The sequence below is a fragment of the Mycobacteriales bacterium genome, from assembly GCA_035504215.1.
In the GTDB taxonomy this organism is placed as follows: Bacteria; Actinomycetota; Actinomycetes; order JAFAQI01; family JAFAQI01; genus DATAUK01.
Map to the genome: position 1 here is coordinate 23,280 of DATJSI010000037.1, position 15,233 is coordinate 38,512.

The 15,233-nt window shown below is 71.0% G+C and carries 13 protein-coding genes; all 13 read right to left on the minus strand.

Features of this window, described 5'->3' with window-relative positions:
- Window positions 1-17: 17 nt before the first annotated feature.
- Window positions 18-1,487: an Asp-tRNA(Asn)/Glu-tRNA(Gln) amidotransferase subunit GatA gene (gene gatA / locus VME70_04430; protein HTW19444.1), complete on the minus strand. Its 1,470-nt coding sequence runs from the start codon at window positions 1,485-1,487 to the stop codon at window positions 18-20.
- Window positions 1,484-1,783: an Asp-tRNA(Asn)/Glu-tRNA(Gln) amidotransferase subunit GatC gene (gene gatC / locus VME70_04435; protein ID HTW19445.1), complete on the minus strand. Its 300-nt coding sequence runs from the start codon at window positions 1,781-1,783 to the stop codon at window positions 1,484-1,486. Before gatC ends, gatA begins: the two co-directional genes overlap by 4 nt.
- 62 nt (window positions 1,784-1,845) lie before the next feature.
- Entirely contained in the window at window positions 1,846-3,942 is a 2,097-nt protein-coding gene (locus tag VME70_04440; GenBank protein HTW19446.1) for a bifunctional diguanylate cyclase/phosphodiesterase, read from the minus strand.
- Window positions 3,943-4,039: 97 nt separating this feature from the next.
- Entirely contained in the window at window positions 4,040-6,085 is a 2,046-nt protein-coding gene (gene ligA / locus VME70_04445; GenBank protein ID HTW19447.1) for an NAD-dependent DNA ligase LigA, read from the minus strand.
- A complete protein-coding gene (locus VME70_04450) occupies window positions 6,082-7,101 on the minus strand; it encodes a methionine synthase (protein HTW19448.1) in 1,020 nt (339 codons plus the stop codon). The genes ligA and VME70_04450 overlap by 4 nt, the downstream gene beginning before the upstream one ends.
- A 27-nt stretch (window positions 7,102-7,128) precedes the next feature.
- A complete protein-coding gene (locus VME70_04455) occupies window positions 7,129-7,674 on the minus strand; it encodes a DUF1697 domain-containing protein (protein HTW19449.1) in 546 nt (181 codons plus the stop codon).
- Entirely contained in the window at window positions 7,671-8,729 is a 1,059-nt protein-coding gene (gene mnmA / locus VME70_04460; protein ID HTW19450.1) for a tRNA 2-thiouridine(34) synthase MnmA, read from the minus strand. Before mnmA ends, VME70_04455 begins: the two co-directional genes overlap by 4 nt.
- Before the next feature lie 11 nt (window positions 8,730-8,740).
- Complete coding sequence (locus VME70_04465) at window positions 8,741-9,919, minus strand: cysteine desulfurase family protein (protein ID HTW19451.1); 1,179 nt, start codon at window positions 9,917-9,919, stop codon at window positions 8,741-8,743.
- An 87-nt stretch (window positions 9,920-10,006) separates the two neighbouring features.
- Window positions 10,007-10,960 (minus strand): electron transfer flavoprotein subunit alpha/FixB family protein, encoded by a 954-nt coding sequence (locus VME70_04470; protein ID HTW19452.1) that lies wholly within the window; start codon window positions 10,958-10,960, stop codon window positions 10,007-10,009.
- A gap of 14 nt (window positions 10,961-10,974) precedes the next feature.
- Complete coding sequence (locus tag VME70_04475; GenBank protein ID HTW19453.1) at window positions 10,975-11,754, minus strand: electron transfer flavoprotein subunit beta/FixA family protein; 780 nt, start codon at window positions 11,752-11,754, stop codon at window positions 10,975-10,977.
- A gap of 173 nt (window positions 11,755-11,927) precedes the next feature.
- The gene (locus VME70_04480) at window positions 11,928-13,427 is read right to left on the minus strand and encodes a hypothetical protein (protein ID HTW19454.1); all 1,500 of its coding nucleotides are present in this window, start codon (window positions 13,425-13,427) and stop codon (window positions 11,928-11,930) included.
- A 292-nt stretch (window positions 13,428-13,719) separates the two neighbouring features.
- Complete coding sequence (locus tag VME70_04485; protein ID HTW19455.1) at window positions 13,720-13,896, minus strand: hypothetical protein; 177 nt, start codon at window positions 13,894-13,896, stop codon at window positions 13,720-13,722.
- Window positions 13,897-13,939: 43 nt separating this feature from the next.
- Window positions 13,940-15,226 carry an isocitrate lyase gene (gene aceA / locus VME70_04490; protein ID HTW19456.1) on the minus strand — a complete coding sequence of 429 codons (1,287 nt, stop codon included), beginning with the start codon at window positions 15,224-15,226 and terminating at the stop codon, window positions 13,940-13,942.
- Window positions 15,227-15,233 lie beyond the last annotated feature (7 nt).

Genomic DNA, 15,233 nt, shown 5'->3' on the forward strand with positions numbered 1-15,233 from the left:
CGGCCGCGACAAATTTGCTACCGAGTCGTGATCTTGTCGAGGATTTGGTCGGATCCGAGCGCCCGCTCGACCGCGGCCGCCACCCGGTAGATCCGGTCGTCGGCGAGCACCGGCGCCATGACCTGCAGGCCGACCGGAAGGCCGTCATCGGACAACCCGCAGGGGACCGAGATGGCCGGGCCGCCGTAGAGGTTCGACGGGATCGTGCACAGGTCGGCGAGATACATCGCCAGCGGGTCGTCGATCCGCTCGCCGAGGGTGAAGGCGGTGGTCGGCGTGGTGGGCGACACCAGGACGTCGACCTGCCCGAACGCGGCCTCGAAGTCACGGGTGATCAGCGTGCGCACCTTCTGCGCCTGGCCGTAGTAGGCGTCGTAGTACCCGGCCGAGAGCGCATAGGTGCCGAGGATCACCCGGCGCTTGACCTCCGCGCCGAACCCCGCCGCCCGGGTGACCGACATGACCTGTTCGGCCGACGCCTCTCCGTCGTCGCCGACCCGGAGGCCGTAGCGCATGGCGTCGTACCGGGCCAGGTTGCTCGACGCTTCTGCCGGCGCGATCAGGTAGTACGCCGGCAGCGCGTAGTCGAAGTGCGGGCAGGACACCTCCTCGACCTTCGCGCCGAGGCTCGTCAGCAGGTCGACCGCCTCGCCGAATCGGGCGGTGACCCCCGGCTGGTAGCCCTCGCCCGCGAACTCCCTGACCACCCCGACCCGCAAGCCGGCGATGTCGCCGGACCGCGCGGCCTCGACGACCGGAGGGACCGGCGCATCGATCGAGGTCGAGTCCCGCGGGTCGTGGCCGGCCAGGACCTCGTGCAGGAGCGCGGCGTCGAGCACGTTCCGTGCGCACGGCCCGGCCTGGTCGAGCGAGGAGCTGAACGCCACCAGCCCGTACCTCGAGACCCCGCCGTAGGTCGGCTTCGCCCCGACCGTGCCGGTGACCGATGCCGGCTGGCGGATCGAGCCGCCGGTGTCCGTGCCGACGCCGAGCGGCGCCAGATGACCCGCGACCGCCGCGCTCGAGCCGCCACCGGATCCGCCCGGGGTCCGGCTGAGGTCCCAGGGGTTACGCGACGGCCCGAAGGCGGAGTGCTCGGTCGAGCTGCCCATCGCGAACTCGTCGAGATTGGTCTTGCCGAGGATGACGATCCCGGCCGCTCGCATCCGCTCGACGATCGTCGCGTCGTACGGCGGGACCCAGCCCTCGAGGATCCGCGAGCCGGCCGTGGTCGGGACCCCGCGGGTCACGACGATGTCCTTGAGGGCGAGCGGCACCCCGGCGAGCGGCCCGGAGCATTCGCCGGCATCGACCGCCCGTGCCTGCGCCAGCGCTCCTTCGGCGTCGACGTGAAGGAACGCGTGGTAGTCGCCGTCGACGTCTGCGATCCGGTCGAGGTGCGCCTGCGTGACCTCGAGCGCGGAAGCCTCGCGGTTCGCGACCGCCCGGGCGAGCTCGGCGGCGGTCATCCGCGTGAGGTCGGTCATTGCTCGTCGTCCAGGATCCTCGGCACTCGGAAGCGGTCGTCCTCGCTCGCGGGCGCCGCAGCCAGCGCCTCGGCCGGTGTCAGGCAGGGAGCGGGCAGGTCGGCGCGGAGCACGTTGACCACCGGCACGGCGTGCGAGGTCGGCGGGATGTCGGCCGCGGCGACCTCCTGCACCCGGCTCACGGCGTCCAGAATCACCTCGAGCTGGCTCGCCATCGCATCGAGCTCGCGGTCGTCGAGGGCGATCCGAGCGAGCTTCGCGAGGTGCGCGACGTCGGATCGCGAGATGTCGGGCACGCCAACGATCCTAGGCGGCCGGGATTCGAACGGCCTGCGAGTTTCCGCCGGTGCGGATCCGGTCAGCCGCGGGCGACGCCGAGTCGGGCGGACCGCGCGGACGGCAGGACGCGACCGTCGGAAGCCGGGCTCGACCCGACGTGCCGCACGTTCTGCAACCACTCGGTCGCGACGTCCGCCGGCATTCCCTTGGCGAGATACCACCCCTGCGCGGCGTCGCAGCCGTAGACCGCGAGCCGGTCCCACGCATCGCGGGTCTCGACGCCTTCGGCGACGGTGCGCAGGCCGAGGGCGCCCGCCAGGTCGATGATCGAGCGCACGATCGCCGCGTCGTCCTCGTTGACGTCCATCCGCATGACGAACGACTTGTCGATCTTGACCTCGCTGACCGGAAGCCGCTTGAGGTGTACGAGAGAGGAGTAGCCGGTGCCGAAGTCGTCGAGCGAGACACCGACCCCGAGACCGGCGAGCGCGAGCAGCGTGGACGCGGCGCGGGCCGGGTCGGCCATGAGGATGCTCTCGGTGACCTCGATCATGAGCGCGCGCGGCGGGACGTCGTGCTGCTCGATGTTGCGTTGCAGCAGCTCCGCGAACCCGCGGTCATAGAGGTCGAGGGCACTGACGTTGACGGCGGCGTGGACCTTGATCCCCATCCGCCACCAGACCGAGAGCTGACACAGGGCTTGCTCGAGCACGAACTTGGTGATCAGCCGCATGAGGCCGGTCTGCGCGGCGAGCGGCAGGAAGTCGTCGGGCTGGATCAGGCCGCGTTCGGGGTGCCGCCAGCGCAGCAGCGCCTCGACGCCGACGACATCTCCCGTGCGCAGGTCGGCCTTGGGCTGGTAGTGCAGCTCCAAGTCGTCGTTCTCGAGTGCGGTCCGCAGCTCGGCGAGCATGCTGAGCCGCAGCGTCGAGTGCCGGTCGATCTCGGTGGAGTACAGCTGTACGCCGGTGCCCCGGCCCTTCGCGACGTACATCGCGACATCCGCGCGCTGCAGCAGGGTCTCGAAGTCCGAGCCGTGCGCCGGGTAGATCGCCACCCCGATGGAACCGTCGATCTCGTGCGACAGCCCGTCGTAGTGGAACGGCTCGACGAGCGACATCCGCACGCGCTCGGCGAGGTCGACCGCGGCCCGGGGATCCTCGAGGTTCGGCACCAACATGGCGAACTCGTCGCCGCCGAGCCGGCCGATCACGTCGCCCGGGCGAAGCGCCGCGGTCAGCCGCCGGCCGACCAGCTGAAGCAGCTCGTCACCGACCCGGTGCCCCAGCGTGTCGTTGATCTCTTTGAAACGGTCGAGGTCGAGCAGGAACAGCGCGACGTGGTGACCCGCCTCGGCGGCCGCTGCGACTGCATCGGCGGTGCGGTCGGTCATGAGCGTGCGGTTCGGCAGCCCGGTCAACGGGTCGTGCATGCTCTCGCGCTCGCGCGTCCGCATCATCGCGGCCGTCGCGTAGACCGCGGCCAGCGGGAACAGCAGCAGCGGAACCATCGCCGAGCTGGTCTCCACCACGATCACGACGATCGGCGCGATGCCGAGCAGGGCGGCGTTCGAGAGCACCTGGAAGGCGAAGTCGGAGAAGAACTCGTGCTGCACCGTGGTGCGGTTCTTCAGCGCGAGCGCGGTGGACACGAAGCTGTTGTTGATGACGAAGTAGACGACCGCGGCAAGCGCGATGGACGGGAGGTCGCTCCCCTTGACCCCGAGCATGTGCGTGATCGACGCGTGCCGGCCGCAGAGCAGCAGGACCACGTCGGCCGCGCCGTAGGACAAGGTGAACTGGGCGACGTTGAACGCGGTCCGCCAGACGGCTCGCCGGTAGGCCATCGCCGCCGCGACCGTGGCGCAGGCCTGCAGCACCAGCGCGACCGGAAGCCCGGTATGCAGAAGGAGTGCGAACGTGAACGCGGTGGAGGTCGTCACGCCGGTGACGTCACCGACGCCGGTCACGACGAGCGGGCGGACCTCGCCGATGATCACCATGATCGCGATCACGATGAACGCGGTGCCCATGTCCTTGAGGTCCGCACTGTGCAGGAGCGTGAGCTGCCAGGCCAGCAGGGCGAACCCGGCGACGGTGACCGCGCTCAGGTAGGCCCAGAAAGCGTGCTCGCCCGATGCGGGGGCGACATTGCGCGCCTCGTCCTGCGAGCTCATGTCACCTCATTAGGTCATCGGGGTCCCAGACGAGCCCTTCCCTGGGCGAAGATCGACAGAAAATGCCGATTCTTGAGCGCGGCCAACGTGTTCGGGGTCATTCGGCACTGCGGATCAGGGCGTCCGCCGCGGCCGTCCCGCCGGTCAGCAGGGCTTCGAATCCGGCCTCGTCGAGGATCGGCACGCCGAGCTTGACCGCCTTGTCGTACTTCGACGCACCCGGCGCATCACCGACGACGACGTACGACGTGTTCTTACTGACCGAGTTGGTCACTTTGCCACCGAGTGCGGCAATTGCCTCGGTTGCCCGATCTCGCGAGTACCCCGTGAGCGTGCCGGTCACGACCACGGTGAGCCCGTCGAGCGGCCCGGGGCCACTGGCCGGGCCCTCGTCGACGGTGTTGACACCCCCGTCCCGCAGCCGGTCCAGGATCTCGCGGTGCCGCCGGTCGCCGAACCACTCGACCAGCGCGTCCGCGATCGTCGGGCCGACGCCGTCGGCCTTCGAGAGCTCCTCGGCCGACGCCGCCGCGATCGCGTCGAGCGAGCGGAACTCCCGGGCCAGCGCCTGGGCGGCGGTGGGCCCGACATGGCGGATGGACAGGCCGACCAGCAGCCGCCAGAGCGGCCGATGCCGGGCCGCTTCGACACCGTCGAGCACCTGCTGGATCTTCTTCGGACCGAACCCACGCAGCCCCTCGAAGGACTCGGGGGTCAGGTGGAAGACGTCGCCGATAGTGTCGATCCGGTCGGCGTTGAGCAGCGCGATCGCGGTCTCGTAGCCGAGCCCGTCGATGTCGAGCGCGCCCCGCCCGGCGATGTGGAAGACCGCCTCCCGGCGCTGGGCCGGACACCCGACTGTGTTGGGGCAGCGCCAGTCGACCTCGCCCTCGCCCCTGGTCAGCGGCGTGCCGCACTCCGGGCAGCGCTTGGGCATCCGGAACTTCTTCTCGCTGCCGTCGCGAAGCGTCACGACCGGCCCGACCACCTCGGGGATCACGTCGCCGGCCCGCCGCACGACCACCGTGTCGCCGATGAGGACGCCCTTGCGGCGTACCTCGTCCTCGTTGTGCAGGGTGGCCGTGCTCACCGTCACGCCTCCCACGTGCACCGGCTCGAGCGACGCGAACGGCGTGACCCGACCGGTCCGACCGACGTTGACGAAGATGTTGCGCAGCGTCGTGGTGACCTCCTCGGGCGGGTACTTCCACGCCACCGCCCAGCGCGGGGCCTTGGACGTCGCGCCCAGCCGGCCCTGCAACGAGAGCTGGTCGACCTTGATCACCACGCCGTCGATGTCGTGCTCGACGTCGTGCCGGTGCTCACCCCAGTAGGAGACGTAGTCGTGCACCCCGTCGAGGTCGGGCACGACCCGGTAGCGCGCGCTGACCGGCAGCCCCATCTCTTTCATGGCCGCGTAGGCGTCGGACTGCGTCTGCGGCGCGAAACCCTCGGTGGCGCCGAGCCCGTGGATCGTCATCGCGAGCGGGCGGCCGGCCGTGACCCGCGGGTCCTTCTGGCGCAACGACCCGGCGGCGGCGTTGCGCGGGTTGGCGAACGGCGCCTTGCCGTCCTCGACCAGCCCCGCGTTGATCTCCTCGAACGCCGCATGCGGCAGGTAGACCTCGCCGCGGACCTCGAGCAGGGACGGCACGTCCGACCCGGACAGCCGGCTCGGCACGACGTCGATCGTGCGGACGTTGAGTGTGACGTCCTCGCCGGTCACGCCGTCGCCGCGGGTCGCTGCCCGCACCAGCCGGCCCTGTTCATAGACCAGGTCGACGGCGAGCCCGTCGATCTTCAGCTCGCACAGCCAGGCAGGGACCGGCACCTCTCGCGTCGCCCGCGCGGCCCAGGTGGCGAACTCCTCATCGCTGAACACGTTGTCGAGCGAGAGCAGGCGTTCGAGATGCTGCACCTCGGCGAAGTCCGTCGACAGCGACTCCATGACCTTCTGGGTGGGTGAGTCCGGAGTTCGCAGCTCGGGGTAGTCCTCCTCGAGCGCCTGCAGCTCGTGCATCTTCGCGTCGTACTCCGCGTCCGAAACCGTCGGCTGCGTGAGCACGTAGTAGCGGTACGCGAGGTCCTCGACCTCCTGGGCGAGCTCGCGGTGCCGGCGGGCGGCGTCGGTCTGCTTGCTCACACGCTGGTTCCTTCCGGTGCTTCGGCGAGGGTGCGTGCGGCTTGCCGCACCAGTCGGTACGCCGAGTGGACCCAGCCCGTGGACGCGCGCGCGAGCCCGCAGCTGGGCGTGACGGTCACGAGCTCGGGCAGCCGCTCGGGCGCGAAACCGAGCTCGCCCCAGATCCGGCGGACCCGGTCGGCGGCTTCTCGCGGCGTGGGCGGCACCCCCGGGCCGAGTGACGGGACGACGCCGAGCCAGAGCCCGACGCCGGCCTCGACCAGCTCGCCGAGCTGGTCGTGATCCGGTGCGCCCACGAGCAGGTCCACGCCGACCGCGGCGGCACCCGCATCGCGCAGCAGCCGCAGCGGCGGGTTGGCGGCGCAGCAGTGCACGACGACCGGCGTGGGCCCGGCGGCCGCAATGACCCGGGCGATGGCGGCTTCGGCAACCGGTTGTTCCGGCGCGGCCACGACGCCGTAGCCGCTCTGGGTGCGGATCCGCCCAGCGAGAACCGCGGGCAGCGAAGGCTCGTCGAGCTGGAGCACGATCCGGGCGGCCGGGAGCCGCCGCGAAACCTCGGCCAGGTGCTCGCGGACGGTCTCGGCCAGCGACTCCCCGAGGTCGCGCACCGCGCCGGAGTCAGCGAGGGCCGGCCCACCACGGGGCAGTTCCACGCCCGCGGCGAGCGTCCACGGCCCGGCGAGGGCCACCTTCAGCCGGCCGTCGTACCCCGGACCCGCGACCGGCAGCAAGGCGTCGAGATCCGCGGTCATCAGGTCGCGGCCGCGCTGGACGTCGAGACCCGGCCGGTCGACCAGCCGCCAGCCGGAGGGCTGCAGGTCGACCGCGAGGTCGACGAGCTGAGTCGCGGTGCGCCCGATCAGGTCGGCGCCCGGGCCGCGGTCGGGCAGCTCGGGCAGGTGCGGGAGATCGGGCAGCTCGTCGAAGACCAGCGCGGTCGCGCGGTCGACGTCGTCGCCGGGCAACGACCCGACACCGGTCGCGACGCCCGCCGGCGCGCCTCGATCCGCCATATCGCCGAGAGTAGTGGCGGGGTGTGACTACCGATCCAGCATGTCCAGCAGAGCCGTGACCGTGCGCCAGTTGCGGTTGGTGCCGCGTACGCCGAGCCGACGCTCCCACGGTGCAGCGGCCATCTTCGACCGGCCGAACCCGCCCGGATAGAACTGGTAGAGGCAGCGATCGCCGACCGCGAAGCGCTCGGGGTCGAACTCCTCGGGATCCAGCGCGGCGACCTTGTCCTTGGCCGGCTGGGCGGCGAGGAAGTTCACGTGCACCCGAGTCGGGTCCTCGGCGGGTTCGAGAAACGGGTTGCCCTTGACGACCTTCGCGAGATCGGCTCGGCTGCGGATCATCACCTCGATGTCGAGCCCGAAGCCGTCTCGGAGCGCGGCAACGACATCCGCCTCGACGGCGGCCGGAGACGTGCCGGACAGCACGATGTTGCCGCTCTGCACGTAGGTCTGCACGTCGGGGTAGCCGCGCTCGGCGAGCAGCTCGCGCAGCTTCGGCATCGCGACCTTGTTGTGCGAGCCGAGGTTGACGGCGCGCAGGAGGACGGCGTACCCCGTCGGCTTCGCGGTCACGCCGCGCTGTCGATGGTGGCCGACCCGAGCACCTCGTCGCCGAGATACACCACGAGTGACTGGCCGGCGGCGACACCGTGCACGCCGGGTCCGAGGTCGGCGACCAGCCGGTCGTCGCGCAGGTCGACGTGGCAGGGTACGGCGGTGCCGTGCGCCCTCACCTGGGCAAGGCCGTCCAGCGGCAAGACCGGCACCCCGGCGCACCAGGTGGGCGGCCCGCACTCGATCCGGCGGACCGCGAGCCGCTCCCGCGGTCCCACCGTCACCGTCCGCGAGACCGGTGAGACCGACAGTACATAGCGCGGGCGGCCGTCGGCCGCGGGCGCTGAGATGGCCAGCCCCCGGCGCTGCCCGACCGTGAAACCGAACGTGCCGTCATGGTTGCCGAGGGTCGCCCCGGTCTCGTCGACGATCGCGCCGGGCGCGCTCCCGAGCCGGTCGCGCAGGAACCCGCTCGTGTCACCGGACGGGATGAAGCAGATGTCATGGCTGTCCGGCTTCGTCGCGACCGCCAGGCCGCGCCGGTCCGCCTCGGCCCGCACCTCGGACTTCAGCGAGTCGCCGAGCGGGAACATCGCGCGGGCGAGCTGGTCCGGGCGGAGCACGGCCAGGACGTAGGACTGGTCCTTGTCAGGGTCGGCCGCACGGTGCAGGCGGCCGTCGGCGAGCCGCGCGTAGTGGCCGGTGCAGACCGCGTCGAAGCCGAGCGCCACCGCGCGGTCGAGGACAGCAGCGAACTTGATCCGCTCGTTGCACCGCACGCACGGGTTCGGCGTGCGGCCGGCGGCGTACTCCGCGACGAAGTCGTCCATCACCTCGCGCTCGAAGCGCTCGGCGACATCCCATACGTAGAACGGGATGTCGAGGACGTCGGCCGCGCGGCGCGCGTCGCGGGCGTCCTCGATCGAGCAGCAGCCGCGGGCGCCCTCGCGATGCGAGGCGGGCGTCCGCGACAGTGCGAGGTGCACGCCCGTGACGTCGTGACCCGCGTCGACGGCGCGCGCGGCAGCGACGGCGGAGTCGACACCGCCGGACATCGCGGCCAGGACCTTCATCGGCGTGCCGTTCAGGCGGTCCGTCGTGCCGAGCGGGCACGAAGCACGGCCGGACCGATTGCCTCGACGAGCGCGTCGACGTCCGCAGCCGACGAGGAGTGACCGAGCGAGAACCGCAGCGAGGACTTTGCCCGGTCCTCGTCGTGACCCATCGCGAGCAGGACGTGACTCGGCCGCGCGACGCCGGCCGAGCAGGCCGAGCCGGTCGAGCACTCGACGCCGCGGGCGTCGAGCAGCATCAGCAGCGCGTCACCTTCGCAGCCCGGGAAGGAGAAGTGCGCGTTGCCGGGAAGCCGACGGTCGGCGGACAGCGTCTGGTCGCCGTTGAGCTGGGCGTCGGCGACGACCGCGCGAACCCGGCCGACGAGATCGTCCCGGAGATCGCGCAGCCACGCGGACCGGTCGGCCTGCTCCTTGACCGCGATCTCGACCGCGAGCGCAAAGGCAGCCACCCCTGGTACGTCGAGTGTGCCCGACCGGACGTCGCGCTCCTGGCCACCGCCGTGCACGATCGGGACCAGGTCGATGTCACGGCCGATCAGCAAAGCGCCGGCTCCGACCGGGCCGCCGACCTTGTGGCCGGTCACGGTGAGTGCCGCGACGCCGCTGGCCGCGAAGTCGATCGGGATCGCACCGAGCGCCTGCACCGCGTCGGTGTGTACGGGAATGCCAGCCTTGGCGGCGACTGCGGCCAGCTCGGCGATCGGCTGCACCGTGCCGACCTCGTTGTTGGCCCACATGACGCTGACCAACGCGATCTCGTCGGGTGCGCTCGCGATCGCCTCGGCCAGCGTCTCGGGAGCCAACCTCCCGGTCGGGTCGACCGGGAGCAGGACCAGTTCGGCCCCCTCATGCTCGGCCAGCCAGATGGCGGCGTCGAGGACGGCGTGATGCTCGACGGCGCTCACCAGGACCTTGCGGTGGCGGGAGTCGGCCGCGACCCGGGACCAGAACAGGCCCTTGATCGCGAGGTTGTCGCTCTCGGTGCCACCGCTGGTGAACACGACCTCGCTGGGACGGGCATTGAGGGCGGCGGCGATCGTCTCGCGGGCCTCCTCGACGACCCGGCGGGCACGCCGGCCGGTGGCGTGCAAGGACGAGGCGTTGCCGACCTGCCCGAGCAGCTCGGACATCCGATCGACCGCCTGCGGGAGCATCGGCGTCGTCGCCGCGTGGTCCAGGTAGGCCATCGCGGTTCAGCCTACGTGCTGGTTGCGACGGCAAACACCGCTTATCGCCCGCGTGCTTGCCGGGCCGGCTTTCGGCAAGGGCCGGGCTCAGGCCTTGCGCTGCTCGATCTGCTCGGTCAGCTGCGGTACGACGGTGAACAGGTCGCCCACGACACCGAAGTCGACCAGGTCGAAGATCGGAGCCTCCGGGTCCTTGTTGATGGCCACGATCGTCTTCGAGGTCTGCATGCCCGCGCGGTGCTGGATCGCGCCGGAGATCCCGACCGCGACGTAGAGCTGAGGCGACACCGTCTTGCCGGTCTGCCCCACCTGATTCTGGTGGGGGTACCACCCGGCGTCGGTAGCGGCACGGGAGGCTCCGACCGCCGCGCCGAGGGAGTCGGCGAGCTTCTCGATCAGCGCGAAGTTCTCACCGCCGCCGACCCCGCGACCGCCGGACACGACGATCGACGCCTCGGTCAGCTCGGGTCGGCCACCCTTCTTCTCGCTGACGCGGTCGAGGATCTTCGCCTTCTTGGCCGGCTCCGACAGCACGACGGACACCTGCTCCTCGGCCGGCTGCGCGGGCGCGGGCTCAGGCGCCGTGGAGTTGGGCCGGACGGTGATGACCGGCGTACCGCGGCTGACCTTCGAGCGCACGGTGAACGAGCCGCCGAAGATCGACTGCTCCGCGACCAGGCCGTCGGCGACTCCGGTGGCGTCGGTGATGATCCCCGAGTCGAGCTTGACCGCGAGCCGCCCGGCGATCTCCTTGCCGTCCGGGCTGCTGGCGATCAACACCGCGGCCGGCGAGCCGGTTGACGCGACCTGCGCGAGCACCTCGGCCTTGGGTGCGACCAGATAGGAGTCGAGCTCGGCGTCGCCGGCCACGTAGACCTTCTGCGCGCCGTACTCGGCAAGCGGTGCCTTCGCGTTGTCGTAGCCGGCGCCGACAAACACCGCGGAGGGCTCGCCGAGCGAGCGCGCCAGGGTCAGCAGCTCGAGCGTGACCTTCTTCGGTGTCCCGTCGACGTGCTCGACGAGAACGAGAACTTCAGCCATGAGTCAGCCCCGTCTCAGATGATCTTCTGCGCGGCGAGGAACTCGGCCAGCTTCACGCCGCCGTCGCCTTCGTCCTTGACGATCTGCCCGGCGGCCTTCGGCGGTCGCGCCGTGACCTCGACCACCTCGGAGCCCGATCCGGCCAGGCCGACCTTGTCCGCCTCGATGCCCGCGTCGGCGACCGTCAGAGTGGTCAGCGGCTTCTTCTTCGCCGCCATGATGCCCTTGAACGACGGGTAGCGCGGCTCGTTGATCTTCTCGACCACGGACACCACCGCAGGAGTCGGCCCCTCGACCACGTCGTACCCGGTGTCGGTCTGCCGCTCGATGCGCACCGTCCCGTCACCGATCTCGACCTTGCGCGCGAACGTCAGCGCGGTCGCGCCGAGCCGCTCGGCGAGCATCGCCGGCACGACGCTCATCCGCGCGTCGGTCGACTCGACGCCGAGGATCACCAGGTCGTATTGCACGGTGCCGAGCGCCTTCGCCAGCGCGTACGACGTAGCCAGCGCGTCCGAGCCGTGCAGCGCGTCGTCGACCAGGTGGATCGCCTGGTCGGCGCCCATCGACAGCGCCTTGCGGATGGTCTCGCTGGCCTTCTCCGGCCCCATCGTGAGGACGGTGACCTCGCCCTCGTGCGCCTCCTTGATCCGGAGCGCCTCTTCGATGGCGTACTCGTCGAGCTCGTTCATGACGCCCTCGGCGCCCTCGCGGTCGACCGTCTTGTCGGAGTCGCTGAGCTTCTTCTCAGCCCAGGTGTCCGGCACCTGCTTCACGCACACGACAACGTTCATGGCCGGCGGCCGACCTCCTGCCGAGGGGACTGGCGAATGATGCGACGGCTGCCGTCAATGCCAGCCGTGCCTAAGTGCAAACTCTAGCAAGCGCCGAACCGGATTCGCTTTCCGCCCCGGCGCGCCGCCCCCCACTTGTGAGCTCTCCGGTACACCCCGCTGTACCTGACGACTCACAACCCTCGGTTGACCTCCTCGCCGGGCAGCCGTGGCCAACTCTCCCGCCAGGTCGCCCCGCCATCCGTGGTCCGCCATAACGCCCCGTGAAACGCAAAGATCGCTCTGTCCCGCCCGGTGACCACGATCATGTGGGTCCAGTCCGGCACCCACGCCGGCATCCGGTACCCGATCCACGGGTGCCGCGGGCCGCCGCGATGCAGGACCCATGCGTCCTTGCGCGACCGAAGGGCGCAGAACCGCCATCCCCGAACCGCTCCGGTGCGGCAGCCGACCGAGACGTCATCGCCGGTACGGCGAAGGCGCGGCCGGTGCAGCAACCGGTCCGCTCGGGCCGCTGGCAGCATTCGCCACTTGTCGCCGGCATCGCGGCTACTGACCCAGCCGAGGTTGGTGCGCCACAGCAGGCGGGAGCCGACGCCGGTGAAGACATCTCCCCACACGTCACCCGGGCGGTTCTCGACCTGCAAGCCGGCTCGGGCGACCGCCCCGGTCGCGAGGCCATCTCCCCCGAGCCCCGGCCCAGCACGCCCCGCACCGGCTACGACGAAGTGTCCGCCCTGGGTGGGCGCCACCGCGAGCCAGCCGTTCGCCAACGGCGGGACCGGCGTCCGGCGCAGCCGCCGGCCCGCGCTCGACACCTGGTCGAGATCGCCCCGACACGGAAGGTCCTCGCCCTCCTGGCACGGACCGGTAACGACGAACCCCTGGGAGGGCGTGACGAACGCGACCCGGGCGAAGCCCACCACCTCTTCCTGTACGCCTACCTCCGTCGGAGCGACGTAGCGGGTGGTCCGCCAGCGGAGGCCGCCGTCGCTGGTCGTCTCGATGACCTGACCGCCGCCACCCGGGTACGACGCGCCGCCGACGGCCACCGCGTGCCGGGCATCGAGGAACTGGACGTCGAGCAACGGCTGCCGGCTGCACGAGCCAGGCAGCTCGGACCAGGTCCGTCCGAGGTCGACGCTGCTGAAGACGGCACCGCGACAGGCCGACCCGATCCCGGCAGCGGTTGCGACGATCGTGCCGCTCGCCGACATCTGCAACCCACCGGTGGCGAACGGCAGCCCGTCCGCCTTGGTCCATCGGCGCCCGGCATCGGTCGTCCTCAACATCGGGCCGCCGGACCAAGAGTCGTCGGCCCGGGCAACGGCAACGCCCACGGAACCGTCCAGGACGGCTCGGTATCCGAAGGTCGGCGACGACCGACGGCGCCCGGTCTCGATCCGGCGCACCTGCCAGTGCCGACCGCCCAAGCTGGTCGCAACGACCGGGCGATCCGGTCGCCGGCGCTGGGCTCCGATCGCGACGAACCCGGTCGGCCCGCGAGTGATCGACCACATCTCCACGCCTTGCAGCACGCTGCGCCACGTTCGACCACCGTCAACGCTCCGGCTGATTCCGCCGTACGTCGCGGCAAGCACGACGTCGCCGTCGGCGTAAAGGTCAAGCGCGCCCGACAGCGCAGTGGACCTCGGCGGGGCAGCGGCGACCAACCGCGCAGGACCGCCGTCACGCCAGCGCAGGCCGGGGAAAGGGTGTGCGCCCTGAACCCCGGAGCCGGCCGCAGGTGCCCCCGCGACAGGCGGATGCGGTGCCGACGAGTGCGAGCCGACCGCTATGCGATCTGCGGGTCGGCTTGTGCAGGCGGTCGCGAGCAACGTGATGCACGCCGCGGCCGAAGCGAAGCGAACTGCCACAGCCGGCAGACGCCGGGGGGGCTACTTCGGTTGTGCGCCGTGCGGTACAGCGGGGTGTACGGGACAGCTCACAACAGGGTGCCGGAGGTCAGGCGGCGGCGGTGGCGAGGGCGGTGACCGGCGTACCGCAGTCGCAGGCTCCCGCTGCGAACGACTGCGAGTCGCAGCCGTCACCCTCGCAGCCGTCGGTGCCACACCCGGCGCACTCGATCAGCAGGTTGTTGCAGGCGCTTCCGTCGAACAGTCGACCGTTGCAGCGGCGCATCGCGTCCTCCTGTGGGTACCCGTGTCCTCGATGGTTGGTCGGTCTAGTGGAACTGCTCTTCCTCGGTCGATCCCTTGAGCGCCAAGGTCTCCGCGGCGGGGTCGATCGCGGTCGCGACCGCGTCGAAATACCCAGCACCGACCTCGCGCTGGTGCTTGGTCGCGGTGTAGCCGAGCTTCTCCGCCGCGAACTCCTTCTCCTGCAGCTCGACGTACGCCGCCATGTCGCGCTCGGCGTAGTCGCGGGCGAGCTCGAACATCGTGTAGTTCAGCGCGTGGAACCCGGCCAGGGTGATGAACTGGAAGCGGTACCCCATCGCGCCGAGCTCGCGCTGGAACTTCGCGATCGTGTCGTCGTCGAGGTGCGCCTTCCAGTTGAACGACGGCGAGCAGTTGTAAGCCAGCAGCTGGTCCGGGTGCTCCTTCTTGATCGCCTCGGCGTACTGCCGGGCCAACTCGAGGTCCGGCGTCGACGTCTCCATCCAGAGCAGGTCCGCGTACGGCGCATACGCCACGCCGCGCGCGATGCACGGGTCGATGCCGTTGGTCACGCGGTAGAAGCCCTCCGCGGTCCGCTCGCCCGTGATGAACGCCCGGTCGCGCTCGTCGACGTCGCTGGTGATCAGCGTCGCCGCCTGCGCGTCGGTGCGCGCGACGATGACGCTCGGCACGCCTTCGACGTCCGCCGCCAGCCGGGCCGCGGTCAGGGTCTTGATGTGCTGACCGGTCGGGATCAGCACCTTGCCGCCGAGGTGCCCGCACTTCTTCGCGGAGGACAACTGGTCCTCCCAGTGCACGCCCGCCGCGCCGGCCTGGATCATCGCCTTCATCAGCTCGAAGGCGTTGAGCACGCCGCCGAAGCCCGCCTCGGCGTCGGCGACGATCGGCGCGAACCAGTCGATGTCCTCGTCGGCGCCCTCGCTCCAGCTGATCTGGTCCGCGCGGATCAGCGCGTTGTTGATCCGGCGTACGACGGCCGGCACGGAGTTCGCCGGGTAGAGGCTCTGGTCGGGGTAGGTCTGGGCGGCCAGGTTCGCGTCGCCCGCCACCTGCCAGCCGGACAGGTAGATCGCCTTCAGGCCGGCCCGCACCTGCTGCACCGCCTGGTTGCCGGTCATCGCGCCGAGCGCGTTGACGTAGCCGTCGGAGTTGATCAGCTCCCAGAGCCGCTCGGCGCCGCGCCGGGCCAGCGTGTGCTCCTCCTGCAGCGACCCGCGCAGCGCGACCACGTCGGCGGCGGCATAGCTGCGCTCGGTGCCCTTCCAGCGTGGGTTGGTCTCCCACTGCCGGGCGAGCTCGGCGGCCTGTTCGGCCTTGGACTGGGTGGTGATGGGGGCC